Raw genomic sequence first — 15593 nt, 5'->3', positions numbered from 1 at the left:
GGGAAGCCGTCGGGTCTGCGACCGGCAAGGGTTAGCGGCCGGAGACCGGCGCGGATTCACCGGCAGCGGCCGGTGGAGGATCAGCCCGTCATCGACCGCGGGGACGCCGTCGGCGACCAGCACGGGACAGCGGCCGGAGACCGGCGCGGGCTCAGGGACAGCGGCCGGTGGCGGTCAGCGCGTCATCGGCTCGGCGCGGGTTTAGCCGTTGACGTCTCGGCTGGTTAGGCGGGCCCAGGCGGCGGCGTAGAAGACGGCGAGGTAGGCGGATTGCATGAGGAGGTTGCGGATGATGGCGTCCCAGTACGGCGGGTCGCGGAGGAGGTCGGCGAACGAGGTCCAGCCGTACATCAGGAGCCAGGGGTGGATCTCGTCGATCTGGGGGATTGCTCCGAGGATGCCGAAGACGATGAACGCGCCGAAGGTTGCGGCCATTGCGGCGAGTGGGGTGGAGGTCAGGGAGCTGACGAACAGGCCGATTCCTGCTAGGCCGAGGAGGGAGGCTGCGATCAGGACCGCGATGCCGAGCGCTCGTAGCAAGCCGTCTGCGAGGGACACGGTCGAGCCGGAGAGCAGTACGACGTCGCCGACTGGGAACAGGATGAAGCCGGCGATCAGGCCGCCGAGCCATACGGTCAAGGTCGCGGCGAGGCAGAAGATCGCGAGGGCGACCATCTTTGCGGCCAGGAGGCGTGAACGGCCGGCGGGTGCGGTCAGCAGGTTTCGCAGGGTGCCGAGGCTCGACTCTCCGGCGAGTGACTCTCCTGAGATGACCGTCACGGCGGTCGGTAGGAAGAATGGCAGCGACAAGGCCAGGCTCGCCACGATCAGGAAGAAGCCGTTGCCTGCGACCTGACCGATGAATCCCTCGGCGTCGCCGGACGATCCTGACAAACGGATCGCGACACCGACCAGCATCGGTACGACGCCGAGTACGGCGAGCAGAACCCACGTCCGCGCCCGGCCGAACACCAGGTGCAGCTCGGTGCCGAAGAGCGCCAACGTGTGCCGGCCGGCTCCAGGGCGCTGGGGCTGCTCGTCCGACGTGCGGCTCGTGCTGCTGGGGGCAGTGGTGACAGCACCTCTCTGGCCAACAACCTGGACGTCACTCGGCGACATCGAAGCCCTCCCCGGTCAGTGCCACGAAGGATTCCTCGAGGCTGGGGCGTTCGAGGCCGAAACCGTGCAGCCGTACGTCGGCCGCGACCAGGGCGGCGGCAAGTTTGTCGATCGGCAGGTCGCCGGGGTCACCCTCGACCGCCGGGACGCCGTCTCGGTCGTCGGCCGGGTGGACGTTCGGGCGGCGGAGGTCGCGGACGCCGAGGGCGACGAGGGTTTGCTCGGCCTGGTCGAGGTCCGGTGTTCGGACCACCAGGCGTGGTCGGAGCTCGGAGCGCAGCTCGGCCATGGTCGATTGGCGGAGCAGCTGGCCGCGGCTCATGACCGCCGCGTGGGTGCACAGCTGCTCGACCTCGGCCAGGAGGTGGGTTGACGTGAAGATCGTCGTACCGTCGTCTGCCAGTTCGCGGATCAGTGAGCGGACTTCCCGGGTCCCTTGCGGGTCGAGGCCGTTGGTCGGTTCGTCCAGGACCAGCAGTTCTCGTCGCTGCATCAGGGCGACCGCGATCGCCAGTCGCTGGCGCATGCCGAGTGAGTACGCGCGGACCTTCTTCTTCGCGGCGTTCGAGAGGCCGACGCGTTCCAGCGCTTCGCCCGCTCGCTGTTTCCGAGTCCGTGGGTCGGCGGTGCGGTCGGCGGCGTCGAAGCGCAGCAGGTTCGCTTGCCCGGTCCAGAACGGGTAGAACGCCGGGCCCTCCACCAGCGCACCGACCCGCGGCAACACTGCCAGCTGGGCCTTCGGCATCGGCTGCCCCAGCAGCTCCACCGTCCCCGAGGTCGGCGCGATCAAGCCCAGCAGCATGCGGATCGTCGTCGTCTTGCCCGACCCGTTGGGGCCCAGGAATCCGAAGATGCTTCCCGCGGGGACCTCCAGATCGATCCCCGCGACCGCCACCTGTCCACCCCGGAACCGCTTGGTCAGCCCCCGAGTCACAATCGGAGCCCCACCCCCACCCGCAGGAAATCCAGTCGCAGAAGCACTCACCGACGTGGGCTGTGCCGACTCATCAGCAGGTACGCCGGCAGCCGCCGAGGTCACCCCAGGCGCGGTGGAGCCCGCACTCACCGGCGTGGGCTGGGCTGACGCGGCCGACTCACCAGCAGGTACGCCGGCAGCCGCCGACGTCACCCCAGGCGCAGTGGAGCCCGCACTCGCCGACGTCGGCCGAGCCGACGCCGCCGACTCACCACCAAGTCCGCCGACAGCAGCCGCCGTTGTCCCCTGGGCGGCGGAGCCTGCACTCACCGGCGTCGGCTGAACCGACGCCGCCGACGTCACCCCGGGGTCAGAGTCCGTCGTTGGCTCCAGCGCCTCGGGGGTCGGGTCGGTGGGTCTTGCGGGGTCGTCCGCCGTTGCGTCGGCGTCGGTGGACGCCTCCGCGGCGGCCGGTGCCTGAGACGTGGCCTCGGCGTACGTGGATGGGTCTACGTCGGTCGAGGGGCAGCCGTCGAGGGACTCCGGGGTGGTGGGCATGGTGGTCAGCGAGGGGCCAGCGGGGCGGCTGCGGCGAGGGTGTCGGCGGTGACCAGGCCGACGAGGACTCGGCCGTCGTCGGTGATCAGTGCGCTCACCATCTTGCTGGTGAGGATCTTGCCGGAGCCCCAGGAGCCCTCGACCGTGCGGGCGTTGGCCAGCAGCTGGTTCAGCGGGCCGTTGTCGGCGGGGAGCTTGACGCCTCGGACGACCGCGATGGTCTCCCAGCCCTGACCGATGACCGTGGGGCGGTCGTCCGCCGCGGGCTTCTTCGGCAATGCCTTCGGGGTCTCGTGCTTCTTCGGTGTGATCGCGGGCAGCTTCTTCTCGGTCACCTTGACGCCGGCCGGCGGGGTGAAGGCGAAGGTACTGGCCGCCGGTACGTCGAACGACACCGATTCGAAGCCCACCTGGACCGTCGGGTTCTTCCCGGTCCGCGGCAGCACGGTCACCTCGAGCGGCACCCAGGTCTTCGCGTCGATCGCCAGCGTCACCGAGCCGACGGTCGTCTTGTCCGTCTTCGGCACCAGGCGCAGCTTGTACGCGTCGCGGCCGGCCACCGACTCCGTGCCGGTCACGTCGACCGCCGTACTCGGGTCGATCGCGGCCAGGAACTTCTTCGCCACCGCCTGCGGGTCGTACGCCTCCTTCTCGGGCGCGACCTCGGGCTTCGCGGGACGTGCCGGCAGCGTCAGCTTCACGGCCTCGCGCTCGGCGGAGTCGTACGCCCAGGCGGACTTACCGTCGGTCGTCCAGACCCGCTCCGCCATGTCGTCCAGGACGGACACCCGGGCCTTGTCCGGGCCGGCGAAAGCGACCCGTGCCGTGTGCTCACCGGTCAGGAGATCCGGCAGCTGGTTCGCGCCGTCGACGCCCGGCAGCGCGGGCAGGCCGAGATCGGTCGCCGAACGGACCGTGCCGCTCAGGCCGTCGACCTTGGCGGTCTGCACCTTGGCGAGCAGGTCCTGTGCCGTGATCCCTGGGAGATCTGGAGACGCGTCCGCGACCACGGGCCCGAGCGCACCCACGCCCGCGACCACCGCGACTGCCGTGACCGGAACCAACCACCGTCGACCGCGCCTCGTTGCTGCCATGTCTTCAAGACTCGCACCGCCACCGGCCGGAACCAAGGCCTCTCAGGGTCAGTTCACCCAAAAGAGTGAGTCCCCCGGCACAAAGCGCTCAATTCAGGCGCACCGCCCACCCGAGACCAGGCCCCCGGCGGGGGCGGGAAGCCGGGAGGCCAAGGGCCGGGAGCCGGGGCGGGAGCCCGAGGCGGGGCCGGGAGCCGGGGCGGGAGGCCGAGGCGGGGCCGGGAGCCGGGGCGGGAGGCCGAGGGCCGGGGGGACCCAGGTGGCGGCCTGCCTCGAGCCCGCAGGCGCCCGCCGTACAGACCTCAGCGGCTCTGCAGCGCGTCCAGCGCGACCGTCATCGCCGCGGCGACCCGGAAGTCCACCCGCGAGTCGTGCACGGAGACCCGGTAGCGGTCACGGACCGAGACCTTCCGCTCGACCGACAGCAGCGGCTGACCGCCGGCCCGGTCGGTGAAGTCGAAGTGGAAGATGAACGGCAGCGGGATCTCGCCGACGAACGGGACGAACTCCCAGATCCGCCGGATGATCGCGACCTTCGCGTTCCGCTCGGTGCCGTCGGACTTGAAGCCCGGCCCGGTGAGCTGCCAGCTGGACCGCAGCAGGCTCTTGCCGAACTCCTTCTTGAACCACCCGATCGCCTGCCCGTTCGGGTCGAACACGTCGTACCCCGAGCCCAGGTCGAGCCGCTTGCGGGCCTTGAACGAGAACACCGCCTGCGTCTTGCGGTCGTCGGTGTAGAAGGTGACCTCTTCCTTGAACGCCATCCGCTTCTGCTGCGCGAACGCCAGCAACGGCCCGTCGGTGCCGTCGGGGTTGGTCGCGATCAGTTCGTACTTGTTCGCCATCATCGTGATCCGCTGCTTCATCGAGAAGGCGGGTACGTGCATCGGCGCTGAGCCGTTCGGTGGGACCGTCATGCGGGTGAGTCTGTCACCGCCGCGGGCTCATCCACACGTTTGACGACCGCGCCGCAGGCAAGTCCACCCCATCGGATGCCCTCGGTCAGCCTTTCGGCCACCAAAGAGTCACCAATGGACGACACCAGCAGCTCCCCGACCCCCTGCAGTACCAGGTCGCGCGCCACCTCGACACCGAGTTCGACAGCCTCGTCAGCAGTCCGTGCCGGGCGCCACAGCACGCCGAAGTCCGCAGCAGGCTGCTCAGCTCCCACCTGTACGACGAGAACGTCCGCCGCCCCCAGGTGCTCAGCAACGTCGCCGCCATCCAGCACCACTAGGCGCAGCACCTGCGAGCCGCCACCAACCCGCCCGGACGAAGCAGCAGCATCCTGCAGCGCAGCCGTGGTGCTCACCGAAGAACCCGGCAGCCCCCGATACCCCCACTGCTCCTGGTGCACCGCCCACGCCAGCGGACGCCGCGCAGCCCACCCCGAACGCACCAGCTCAGGCGCAGCCGCAAACTCCGAGACATGCCCGACGCACAGGTACCCCAGCAACTCCACATGAGCAGGCAGCCCCAGCACCGCCCCGACCTCAGCCGGGTCGAAGAACGACACCCAGCCAACCCCCAGCCCCTCAGCCCGCGCAGCCAGCCACAGGTTCTGCACAGCAATAGCAGCCGAGAACCAGACGGTCCGCGGGTCCGCGTGCCGACCCAGCACATGCCGACCACCCCGTGCGGGGTCACAGGTGACCGCGATGTTCAGCGGCGTGTCCAGGATCGCCTCGATCTTCAGCCCGTCGAACGCGGACCGCCGGTCCGCCGGCAGCGACGCAGCAAAGGCGTCCCGCTGGGCAGCGGCGAGGTCATGGATCTTCCGCCGCGTCGCGACGTCCTTGATCAGCAGGAAGTCCCACGGCTGGCTCAGCCCGACGCTGGGCGCCCGGTGCGCCGCCTCCAGCACCCTGGTCAGCAGCTCGTCGTCGACAGGCTTGTCCAGGAACCCACGCCGTACGTCGCGCCGCTCCGCGATCACCCGATGCACCACGTCACGATCCGCACACGAGTAGCCCGGTGCAGCCGGCCCGAGCAGTCCAACCGCCACAGTCGCCCCAGCCGACTTCACCTTCGGTACGACGAGCTCCGCTCCAGCCAGCACGACCGCAGCCTCCGCCACACTCGCCGTACCGGCCAGCTCCCCCACCTGCTCACTCGGCGAAGGCACCTGCTGCCCAGCAAGGTCCACCGCCGAGGCGACAAGCAACTGCGCCCCCAACGAGGCCACCAGCCGCTGCAGCCCCGGCTCGTCCTCCCGTCCCTCGACAGTCGCGACTGTCCCGACCACACCCACCACACCGGTCAGCGCACGATCCACCAGGTCCCGCAGCTCCCGGTACGACGTACCGGCGCGCAGACCGATGCCCAGGACGAGCGTCACTTCTCCAGCCCCACGTGTACCCGTGCGGCGGCGACCAGCCGAGCGGGCACGTCCGGAGTCGCCGTCCAGTGCAGGTGCAGGTACGACGCGTGCACGGACGGCCGTGTGACCCCCTCCACGCCGTCAGGCAGGTACCAGGCCGGATCAGCGTCCGCATCCAGCGTCACCGCGGTCCGGTGGAACTCGTGCCCCCGGACGCGTCGCCCTTCGTCGAAGAAGGCCGTCGTACTCGCAGCGATCGCCGTGCGGTAGCCCAGCGTCAGCTTGCCGGTCATCCGAGCCGTAGCGGGCAGTACGCCGGTCATGGCGTGCCCGTCCAACGAGCGGCACAGGTAGAGCAGTCCGGCGCACTCGGCGATTACCGGCATCCCACCGACCACAGCCGACGCCACCTGAGCACGCAAGGCCTCGTTGCTCGACAGCGCCTCCGCATGCATCTCCGGGAAGCCACCGCCCAGGTACAGCGCGGCGGTCCCCTCCGGCAGTGAGTCCTGCAGCGGGTCGAAGGTCGCTACATCAGCACCGGCCGCAGTCAGCAGCTCAGCCGTCTCGGTGTAGCGGAAGGAAAACACCGGTCCCCCAGCCACAGCAACCACCGGTCGCCCCTCCTCCGCCGGAGTCACCTCGGCCGCCGGATCCCACGCCACTGTCTCCAGCGAGGCAGCACCTCGAGCAGCCGCGACAAAGGCCTCCAGATCCACACCAGCCCGGACCAGCTCAGCCGCTGCATCCACGGCAGCCACCGCCTGCGCCCGCTGCTCGTCGGCGGGCACCAGCCCCAGGTGCCGGCTCGGCACCGTCAGCCGGGTGTCCCGACGCAGCACCCCCAGCACCGGTACGCCGGTAGGCGCGACGCCCGCGCGGGCCTCGGCCTCGTGCCGGTCGGTGCCGACCTTGTTCAGGATCACGCCGACGATCCGTACGCCGGTGTCGTAGGCAACGAATCCCTGCACCACCGCGCCGACGCTGCGCCCGGCCGCGGACGCGTCGACGACCAGCACGACCGGTGCCCGCAGCAACTTCGCGACGTGCGCGGTCGACGAGAACCCCTCGGTGCCGAGCGCGCCGTCGTACAGGCCCATCACGCCCTCGACGACGGCAAGGTCGGCGCCGGCCGCGCCGTGCGCGAACAGCGGCGCGACCCGTTCCTCGCCGGACAGCATCGCGTCCAGGTTGCGGCCCGGGCGGCCGGTGGCGACGGCGTGGAAACCGGGGTCGATGTAGTCCGGGCCGACCTTGAAGCCGGCCACCGTGTGCCCGGCCCGGCGCAGCGCCGCCATCAGGCCGACGGCCACCGTCGTCTTGCCGGCACCCGACGCGGGTGCGGCGACGACGATCCGCGGAATCACCACTCGATGCCCTTCTGGCCCTTCTGGCCCGCGTCCATCGGGTGCTTCACCTTGGTCATCTCGGTGACCAGGTCGGCGGCGTCGAGCAGCCGCTGGTCGGCGTTGCGGCCGGTGATCACGACGTACTGGTGGCCGGGGCGGTTGACGAGGGTGTCGACCACCTCGTCGACGTCGATCCAGCCCCACTTCATCGGGTACGTGAACTCGTCGAGCACGTAGAGGTCATGGGTCTGCGCCGCGATCCGGCGCTGGATCTCGCGCCAGCCCTCGAGCGCGTCGGCGGCGTGGTCCTCGTCGGTACCGGCCTTGCGCGACCAGCTCCAGCCCTCACCCATCTTGTGCCACTCGACCGGGCCGCCCTCACCCGTTGCCTCGTGCAACTTCCCGAGCGCGCGGAACGCGCTCTCCTCGCCGACCTTCCACTTCGCGCTCTTGACGAACTGGAAGACGCCGAGGTTCCAGCCCTGGTTCCAGCCCCGTAGCGCCATCCCGAACGCCGCGGTCGACTTCCCCTTCATCTCACCGGTGTGCACCATCAGCAGCGGCCGGTTCCGGCGCTGCCGGGTGGTCAGGCCGTCCTTCGGTACGACGCTCGGCTGTCCCTGCGGCATCAGCTCGCCTCCTTCCGGATCGGCCTCGTACGGATCGGCCCTGTCATGCGGCGCTCCGATCGGTGACCGCGCGAATCAAGTTGCCCGCAGCTACTTCTCCCAGATCGAGGTACTCGGCGCGCAGCGTCGTCGCCAGCTCCGCGGCCAGGCCGAGGCGGACGCCGCGACGCGGTTCGCAGTCGACGACGACCGTCGGGATGCCCTGGTGGGCGATCCACCCGGCCGCCTGCTGAGCCCGCGCGAACGCGCTCTCTCCGTGGGTCGCGCGCCCGTCGGTGACCAGCACGAGCAGCGGCCGCCGGCGCGGATCGCGGATCGCGGCGATCCTGAGCACCTCGGCGGTCTGCAGCAGCCCCTCGGCCAACGGCGTACGGCCGCCGGTGGGCAGCGACTCCAGCCGGCGGACGGCGGTCTCGACGCTGCCGGTCGGTGGGAGCGCGACGGTCGCCTCCGCGCGAGCGAACGTGACCAGGCCGACCTTGTCGCGGCGCTGGTACGCGTCCAGCAGCAGCGAGACGATCGCGGTCTTGACCTCGCCCATCCGCCGCTTGGTGCCCATCGAGCCCGACGCGTCGACGCAGAACATCACCAGGTTTCCCTCGCGGCCCTCGCGCACCCCGAGCCGTACGTCGGAGGCGCGGACCGCGAGGCCCGGCCCCGATCGACCGCGCGCGTGCTGGTGCGGGGCCGCGGCGCGCAGCGTGGCGAGGAGGTGTGGGCGACCGGACTCGCGACCGACGCGCGCGCGGTCGCCGACGACCCGGCCAACCTCGGTGATCGCGCGGGACCGGCGGCCGGCGACGCCCGTGCCGGCTGACTGGACGCTGAGCAGGCGAGCCTTGTACGGCGTGGAGCTGGCCGCGACGTCACCGGTGGGAGCACCGCCGGAGAGCGCGCTCTCCGGCGATCCCGGGTTGTCCGGGTCGCTGGGCTTGCCGGCCGGCGGGACCTGGTCGGCACCATCGAGCTCGTCGGGCCGTTGCGCCGGGTCGTCCGGGGCCGAGGAGTCCTCCGGGCCGGACGAGTCGTCCGCAGCCGACGGCTGGGAGTCCCGGCCGCCGTCAGGGCCGCTGTCCGGTCCGTCGTCGGATCCGCCGTCAGGCCCACCATCAGGATCATCATCCGGATCCTCCGGCGGCGTGCTCTCGTTGATCACCTGATCAAGCCGGTCCTCGTCCAGCCCCGGCGCGTCGAACGGATTCCGCCGCGTCCGGTGCGGCAACGCGAGCTTCGCCGCCGCGCGCACGTCCTCCACCTCGACCACGGTCCGCCCGGACCACGCCGCGTGCGCGACCGCAGTACGGGCCGTGACCAGGTCGGCGCGCATCCCGTCCACGTCGAACGCGGCGCAGATCTCTGCGATCTGCCGCAGCGCCGAGTCGGTGAGGATCACGTCGGTGAGCAGGCTCTGCGCCTTGACGATCCGCTCGGCGAGCTCGCGCTGCGCGCCGTCGTACCGGGTGACGAAGGACGCCGGATCGGCCTCGTACGAGAGCCGCGCCCGCATCACCTCGACCCGGACGGCGGGGTCGCGGCTGGCGACGACGTCGACCGTCAGGCCGAAGCGGTCGAGCAGCTGCGGGCGGAGCTCGCCTTCCTCCGGGTTCATCGTGCCGACCAGGACGAAGCGCGCCGGGTGCGTCACCGAGACGCCGTCGCGTTCGACGGTCGCGCGGCCCATCGCCGCGGCATCGAGCAGTACGTCGACCAGGTGGTCGTGCAGCAGGTTGACCTCGTCGACGTACAGGAGTCCGCGGTGAGCGGCCGCCAGCAGGCCCGGCTCGTACGCCGTGACGCCCTCGGCCAAAGCCTTCTCGAGATGCATCGAGCCGAGCACACGATCCTCGGTAGCGCCCACGGGCAGCTCGACGAGCCGAGCCGGGCGGGAGACGGAGGTCGGCGCCGGGGAACCCGAGGTGGATCCGGGGAGGTGCCCCAGGGGCGTCGGACCGGCCGACGGGAGGTGAGCCCGCTCCGTTCCCCCGAGAGAGAGATCGGCGGCGGGGACTCCCGGGGAGAGCGCCGGAGTGTGCGGCCCATCAGGGCACAGCGGGTCCGGGCTCGCCGGGTCGCAGGAGAAGCGGCAGTCGGGGACCACGTCGACGGCGGGGAGGATCTCGGTGAGGGCTCGGACCGCGGTGGACTTGGCGGTGCCCTTCTCGCCGCGGATCAGCACGCCGCCGATGGCCGGGGAGATCGCCGCCAGGATCAGGGCGAGCTGGAGGTCGTCCATCCCCACCACCGCGGTGAACGGAAAGCCGGTCGGGGTCGGAGCAGGCCGCATCGGCGGTGGGTCCCTTCGTCCTGCGGGTGTCCACGCCCGCGTTGGCAACGGTCGCCCGGAAACGCGGAGAGCGCTCCCTGGCGGACGGCGCGAGATGTCCTGGCTTCCGGATCGCGTCCGGTCACAGTGGCGGGACCGCCCCGGACTCCGGCCGTGCTGGCCGTCACCGGTGTTCCTCTCCTGCCGTCCCGGCGATCATTCCACATCCCCGCCGGACGGCCGCCGCCCGGAGAGAAACCTCACCCGGTGTGAACCACTCCCTAGAAATACTGCGGGAATGAGTGAGCGCTTTCCGTGTGTCTGCTGCGGGCATCTGACGATGGACGACCCGCCGGGTGGCTACGCGATCTGCCCGGTCTGCTTCTGGGAGGACGACCAGGTGCAGCTGCGGACGCCGGACACGATGCTCGGCGCCAACCAGGTACCGCTCGTGCAGGCGCAGCAGAACTACCTCGCGTACGGCGCGTGCGACCGGGACGCGCTCGAGCACGTCCGGCCGCCGCGGGAGGACGAGCCGCTGGAGCGTGGCTGGCGGCCGATCGATCTTGGGCACGACGTGTTCGAGAGCCCGGGCGACAGTACGCCGGGGTTCATCGCCGACGGCACGATCCTGTACTGGTGGCGCCCCACGTACTGGAAGGCGGACAAGGTCTAGCTGATTCAGCCGAACTGCTGAGCCAGGTAGTCAGCGGCCCCGGACGAGTCGACTTCGCGAATCCCGACGATCGGCGTGACCGTCACGTAGCCCGCAGCGAGCAGCGCCTCGTCCGTGTCGGCTCCCGCGCCGGCTGCCGGCGCGGAAAGGGTGATCATCGGCTCGCCGGTAGGTGCTTGTGAGCCAGTGATCCGAGAGCGCTCGATCGGCGCCAGCCGCGCCCGCCGTACGCCCTCCAACTCGTCGACCGGACGGTCAGGCACATTGACGGTGATGACCGTCCCCACAGGCTCCGGCATCAGCCAGTCGAGCGCCTTCGCGGCGACCTCGCCCGCCGTGTCGAGATGCTTCGGATCCTCGGAGTCGATGCTGATCGCGATCGCCGACAGCCCTTGCCCAGCAGCCGTCAGCGCGGCCGCAACAGTGCCCGAGTGCAGAATCGGTACGCCGATGTTGTGCCCGTGGTTGATCCCCGACACCACCACCTCCGGCACCTCGCCGAACGCCCCCACCAGCGCGAGCGTCACCGCCAGCGCGGGCGTCCCATCGACGCCGATGTAGGTCACGCCGCCGACAGTCTCCGAAGCAGTCCGGACCGGCCGGTCGACCATCCCCGCGCGCGCCGACCCGACGCCGCTCTGATCATCCAGCGGCGCCACCGCCAGCACCTCGTGGCCGGCCGCGGCAAGCGCCGCCCCGAGGGCCCGAATCCCCCGCGCCCGGTAACCGTCGTCGTTGGTGATCAGCACACGAGCCATGCCTCTACCCAATCACCCGCGGTCCTCGATGTCGCCCTCGGTCTCCAGTACGGCGGTCCGCAGCGTCTCCAGCGCTTCCTCCGACGGCTCCGACCACAGCCCGCGCTGGGCCGCCTCCAGCAACCGCTCGGCGATGCCGTGCCGCGCCCACGGGTTGGACTTGCGGAAGAACTCGGCGACCTCGGGGTTGGCGACGTACTCCGTCGTCAGCGTCTCGTACATCCAGTCGTCGACCACGCCGGCGGTCGCGTCGTACCCGAAGAGGTAGTCGACGGTCGCCGCCATCTCGAACGCGCCCTTGTAGCCGTGGCGCTGCATCGCGGCCATCCAGCGCGGGTTGACGACGCGGGCGCGGAAGACGCGTTTGGTCTCCTCCTCCAGCGTCCGGGTCTTCACCTGGGCCGGTACGGCGGAGTCGCCGATGTAGGCCTTCGGGTTCGCCCCGGTCAGGTGGCGGACCATCGCGACCATGCCGCCGTGGTACTGGAAGTAGTCGTCGGAGTCCATGATGTCGTGCTCCCGGGTGTCCGCGTTCTTGGCCGCGACCTGGATCCGCGCGTAGGCACGCTCCATCGACGGCCGCGCCTCGGCGCCGTCGAGGTCCTTGCCGTACGCGTAGCCGCCCCACACCGCGTACACCTCGGCCAGCTCGGCGTCGGTGCGCCAGTTGCGCGCGTCGACCAGCGGCAGCAGGCCGGCGCCGTACGAGCCGGGCTTGGAGCCGAAGACCCGCGCCGTCGACGACCGCATGTCGTTGCCCGAAGCAACATCATCCAGGACGTGCGCCCGCAGGTAGTTGTCGGCGGCATCCTCGTCCAGCTCGGCGACGGTCCGGACCGCCTCGTCCAGCCACGCGACCACGTGCGGGAACGCGTCCCGGAAGAACCCGGAGATCCGGATCGTGACGTCCACCCGCGGCCGGCCGAGCTCGGCGACCGGGACGACCTCGAAGCCCGACACCCGGCGCGACGCCTCGTCCCAGACCGGCCGGCAGCCGAGCAGCCACAGGACCTCGGCCAGGTCGTCGCCCTGGGTGCGCATCGCCGACGTACCCCAGACGGTCAGTCCGACCGACCGCGGCCACTCCCCCGTCTCGGCCTGGTGCCGCGCCAGCAGCGAGTCGGCCAGCGCGACGCCGACGTCCCACGCGTTCCGGCTCGGGATCGCCTTCGGGTCGACGGCGTAGAAGTTGCGCCCGGTCGGCAGCACGTTGACCAGGCCGCGCGTCGGCGAGCCCGACGGTCCGGCCTCGACGAAGCGGCCGTCCAGCGCGCGCAATACGTTCGTCAGCTCGTCGCCGGTCCGCGCCAGCCGCGGCACGACCTCCTCGCAGGCGAACCGCAGCGACGCCTCCACACCAGCGGACTGCCGGCCGAGCACCTCACCGACGAGCACCGGCACCTTGGAAGCGTCCCAGCTCAGCGTCTCCAGGCCCAGCACGAGCTTGCGTGCCACAGCCTCCAGCAGGTCCACACCGTCGGCCGCACTCACTGCAGGCAGGTCAGCCAGCTCTGACAGCGCCGCCAGCTCAGCCGGCACCGCACGCCCCGGATCGGCGAGTAGGGCGGCCTCGTCCACGTCGTACGTCGCACCGAGCGCCGCTCGCAGTCCCGGTACGGCGCCTGACGTCCCGCCCCACATCTGCGCGGAGCGCAGGATCCCCAGCACCAGGTTGACCCGGGCCTCACCGACCGGCCCGCCACCGAGGATGTGCAGCCCGTCGCGGATCTGCACGTCCTTGATCTCGCACAGGTAGCCGTCGAGGTGCAGGACGAACTCGTCGAACTCCTCGTCCTCCGGCTTCTCGCTGGTGTGCAGGTCGTGGTGCAGCTGAGCGGCCTGGATCAGCGTCCAGATCTGCGCACGCAGCGTCGGCACCTTCTCCGGGTCCAGTGCCGAGACGGTGGCGTACTCGTCCAGCAGGTACTCCAGCTTGGCCATGTCGCCGTACGTCTCGGCCCGCGCCATCGGCGGCACCAGGTGGTCCACGACGACCGCGTGCCCACGCCGCTTGGCCTGCGTGCCCTCACCCGGGTCGTTGACGATGAACGGGTACACCAGCGGCAGGTTGCCCAGTACGGCGTCCGGCGCGCAGTCCGCCGCCATGCCGATCCCCTTGCCCGGCAGCCACTCCAGCGTCCCGTGCTTGCCCAGGTAGACGACCGCGTGCGCGCCGAAACCGCCCTCCGCGACCGGAGCCTCCAGCCAGCGGTACGCCGCCAGGTAGTGGTGCGACGGAGCCATGTCCGGGTCGTGGTAGATCGCCACCGGGTTCTCACCGAACCCGCGGGGCGGCTGGATCATCAGGACGACGTTGCCGAACTGCAGAGCGGCCAGTGCGATCGCCGGCTCGGCACCGGTCGTGTCGACGTACAGGGAGCCCGGCGCCTCACCCCAGGCCTCGGTCATCGCGTCCCGCAGGGTCTCCGGCACCCGGCCGAACCACTGCTGGTACGTCGACAGCGAGATCTTCGCGACCGCACCGGACAGCTGCTCGTCGGTCAGCCAGTCGACGTCGTGGCCTCCGGCCGCGATAAGCCGGTGGATCAGGCCGTCGGCGCCTTCGGCTCCCTGCAGCTCGTCCAGGTCGAGGTCCGGGCCCAGGTCGTACCCGGCGTCCTTGAGCTGGCCGAGCAGAACCACCGCCGACGCCGGAGTGTCCAGGCCGACCGCGTTGCCGATCCGGGCGTGCTTGGTCGGGTACGACGACAGCACGAGCGCGAGCTTCTTCTCGGCCGCCGGGACGTGCCGGAGCCGGGCGTGCGCGACGGCGATCCCGGCCAGGCGGATACAACGCTCGACGTCGGGCTGGTAGCTGGCGATGCCTTCGGCGTCGTACGCCTTGAAGGAGAAGGGGATCGTGATGATCCGGCCGTCGAACTCCGGGATCGCGACCTGGGTCGCGGCGTCCAGCGGGCTGATCGCGGCGTCGCTCTCCAACCACTGCTCGCGGGTCGAGGTCAGCGCGAGGCCTTGGATCAGCGGGATGTCGAGCGACGCGAGGGCACCTGCGTCCCAGGAGTCGTCTCCACCTGCGCTCGCGTTGGCTGCGACAGTGCCGCCCGCTGCGAGCAGGGTGGTGACCAGCACGTCGCAGCTGCGGAGCAGGTCGAACAGCTCGGCGTTGTCGGCGCTGGACGGGTCCAGACCGCGCAGTGTGCCGCAGTAGACGGGCAGCGGCTGAGCACCGGCCGCGTCCACGGCGTCGGCGAGGGCGTCGACGAAGGCGGTGTTGCCGGAGATCTCGTGCGCGCGGTAGTAGACGATGCCGACCACCGGGCGCCCGTCCAGCTCGGTGGAACGACCAGCCCGTACGCCGTACGCCGGAAGGCTGTGCGGCGGGTCGAACGTGTCGCCGGTGAGCAGGATCGTGTCGCGGAGGAAACCGGCCAGGTTGCCCAGGTTCTCCGAGCCGCCCTCGCGCAGGTAGGCCAGTGCCTCGGTCACCGCGCCGGCCGGGACCGTCGACAGCGACATCAGCTCGGCGTCGGGTGCGGCCTCACCACTGAGCACCACCACCGGCAGACCGGAGGCGACGACCGCGTCGAGCCCCTCCTCCCAGGCGCGCCGACCACCGAGCAGGCGGACCACCACAACCTCGACGCCGTCGAGCAGGGGCGACAGCTCGGCGACCTCGACGCGTGCCGGGTTGGCGACCTTCCAGCCCACCTGGGCCTGCGAAGCCGCCAGCAGATCGGTGTCGGCGGTGGAGAGCAGCAACAGGTTCGCGGGCATGCGCGTCCGGTCCTTCCTCGGGGTGTCCACGCCCCGGGTGGGCAGTTCGACGGCTGCAGTTCCTGACTCCCACGCTGAACGTGGTCACAGTGGCGGGACCGCCCCGGACTCACACCGGGTTCCTGCTGACGACCGTCGATGACACCGAGACTCTAGCCGACCGGCCTCAGCTGTGA

At 71.0% G+C, this 15593-nt stretch carries 12 protein-coding genes and 2 riboswitches; of the genes, 2 read left to right on the top strand and 10 right to left on the bottom strand.

All coding sequences use genetic code 11. The features are described from left to right. Nucleotides 1–201: 201 nt before the first annotated feature. Both HDA39_RS06645 and HDA39_RS06640 read right to left on the bottom strand, forming a co-directional pair. The gene (locus tag HDA39_RS06645) at nt 202–1119 is read right to left on the bottom strand and encodes an ABC transporter permease (RefSeq protein WP_238355991.1); all 918 of its coding nucleotides are present in this window, start codon (nt 1117–1119) and stop codon (nt 202–204) included. Further along, entirely contained in the window at nt 1106–2014 is a 909-nt protein-coding gene (locus HDA39_RS06640; protein ID WP_337925651.1) for an ABC transporter ATP-binding protein, read from the bottom strand. The genes HDA39_RS06645 and HDA39_RS06640 overlap by 14 nt, the downstream gene beginning before the upstream one ends. Before the next feature lie 94 nt (nt 2015–2108). Between HDA39_RS06640 and HDA39_RS06635 the strand changes: the two genes are divergently transcribed. Further along, the gene (locus HDA39_RS06635; protein WP_184807058.1) at nt 2109–2378 is read left to right on the top strand and encodes a hypothetical protein; all 270 of its coding nucleotides are present in this window, start codon (nt 2109–2111) and stop codon (nt 2376–2378) included. A 220-nt stretch (nt 2379–2598) separates the two neighbouring features. On the opposite strand, the gene HDA39_RS06630 is transcribed toward HDA39_RS06635, so the two are convergent. The 6 genes from HDA39_RS06630 to HDA39_RS06605 all read right to left on the bottom strand — a co-directional run bounded on the left by HDA39_RS06630 (nt 2599) and on the right by HDA39_RS06605 (nt 10269). After that, entirely contained in the window at nt 2599–3687 is a 1089-nt protein-coding gene (locus HDA39_RS06630) for a LolA family protein (RefSeq protein WP_184794356.1), read from the bottom strand. A 302-nt stretch (nt 3688–3989) separates the two neighbouring features. Beyond that, on the bottom strand, nt 3990–4604 hold the full coding sequence (locus tag HDA39_RS06625; RefSeq protein WP_238355990.1) for an LURP-one-related family protein: 615 nt from the start codon (nt 4602–4604) through the stop codon (nt 3990–3992). After that, nucleotides 4601–6025: a 5,6-dimethylbenzimidazole synthase gene (gene bluB / locus HDA39_RS06620; RefSeq protein ID WP_184794355.1), complete on the bottom strand. Its 1425-nt coding sequence runs from the start codon at nt 6023–6025 to the stop codon at nt 4601–4603. Before bluB ends, HDA39_RS06625 begins: the two co-directional genes overlap by 4 nt. Beyond that, the gene (locus HDA39_RS06615) at nt 6022–7377 is read right to left on the bottom strand and encodes a cobyrinic acid a,c-diamide synthase CobB (protein ID WP_337925650.1); all 1356 of its coding nucleotides are present in this window, start codon (nt 7375–7377) and stop codon (nt 6022–6024) included. The genes bluB and HDA39_RS06615 overlap by 4 nt, the downstream gene beginning before the upstream one ends. Beyond that, the gene (gene cobO, locus HDA39_RS06610) at nt 7371–7985 is read right to left on the bottom strand and encodes a cob(I)yrinic acid a,c-diamide adenosyltransferase (protein WP_184794354.1); all 615 of its coding nucleotides are present in this window, start codon (nt 7983–7985) and stop codon (nt 7371–7373) included. Before cobO ends, HDA39_RS06615 begins: the two co-directional genes overlap by 7 nt. A 43-nt stretch (nt 7986–8028) precedes the next feature. Beyond that, nucleotides 8029–10269, bottom strand: a complete 2241-nt coding sequence (locus HDA39_RS06605; protein WP_184794353.1) for a magnesium chelatase subunit D family protein — start codon at nt 10267–10269, stop codon at nt 8029–8031. Nucleotides 10270–10364: 95 nt separating this feature from the next. After that, nucleotides 10365–10444: riboswitch (cobalamin riboswitch) on the bottom strand. Between the two features lie 102 nt (nt 10445–10546). Between HDA39_RS06605 and HDA39_RS06600 the strand changes: the two genes are divergently transcribed. Next, nucleotides 10547–10924 carry a CPCC family cysteine-rich protein gene (locus HDA39_RS06600; RefSeq protein ID WP_184794352.1) on the top strand — a complete coding sequence of 126 codons (378 nt, stop codon included), beginning with the start codon at nt 10547–10549 and terminating at the stop codon, nt 10922–10924. Between the two features lie 5 nt (nt 10925–10929). On the opposite strand, the gene surE is transcribed toward HDA39_RS06600, so the two are convergent. Continuing rightward, nucleotides 10930–11682 carry a 5'/3'-nucleotidase SurE gene (gene surE / locus HDA39_RS06595; protein ID WP_184794351.1) on the bottom strand — a complete coding sequence of 251 codons (753 nt, stop codon included), beginning with the start codon at nt 11680–11682 and terminating at the stop codon, nt 10930–10932. Between the two features lie 12 nt (nt 11683–11694). Continuing rightward, nucleotides 11695–15417, bottom strand: a complete 3723-nt coding sequence (gene cobN / locus HDA39_RS06590) for a cobaltochelatase subunit CobN (protein WP_184794350.1) — start codon at nt 15415–15417, stop codon at nt 11695–11697. A 34-nt stretch (nt 15418–15451) separates the two neighbouring features. Beyond that, nucleotides 15452–15569: riboswitch (cobalamin riboswitch) on the bottom strand. Between the last annotated feature and the right edge of the window lie 24 nt (nt 15570–15593).

Origin of the sequence: Kribbella italica (assembly GCF_014205135.1) — a bacterium.
Taxonomy (GTDB): domain Bacteria; phylum Actinomycetota; class Actinomycetes; order Propionibacteriales; family Kribbellaceae; genus Kribbella; species Kribbella italica.
Note: the sequence above shows the minus strand (reverse complement) of the source record. Positions and strands in the feature narration are given on the sequence as shown.

Coding starts and splice junctions, on each gene's coding strand:
- HDA39_RS06645 (WP_238355991.1), bottom strand. CDS start 1,119: ATGTCGCCGAGTGACGTCCAGGTTGTTGGCCAGAGAGGTGCTGTCACC.
- HDA39_RS06630 (WP_184794356.1), bottom strand. CDS start 3,687: ATGGCAGCAACGAGGCGCGGTCGACGGTGGTTGGTTCCGGTCACGGCA.
- HDA39_RS06625 (WP_238355990.1), bottom strand. CDS start 4,604: ATGACGGTCCCACCGAACGGCTCAGCGCCGATGCACGTACCCGCCTTC.
- cobO (WP_184794354.1), bottom strand. CDS start 7,985: ATGCCGCAGGGACAGCCGAGCGTCGTACCGAAGGACGGCCTGACCACC.
- HDA39_RS06605 (WP_184794353.1), bottom strand. CDS start 10,269: ATGCGGCCTGCTCCGACCCCGACCGGCTTTCCGTTCACCGCGGTGGTG.
- HDA39_RS06600 (WP_184794352.1), top strand. CDS start 10,547: ATGAGTGAGCGCTTTCCGTGTGTCTGCTGCGGGCATCTGACGATGGAC.
- surE (WP_184794351.1), bottom strand. CDS start 11,682: ATGGCTCGTGTGCTGATCACCAACGACGACGGTTACCGGGCGCGGGGG.
- cobN (WP_184794350.1), bottom strand. CDS start 15,417: ATGCCCGCGAACCTGTTGCTGCTCTCCACCGCCGACACCGATCTGCTG.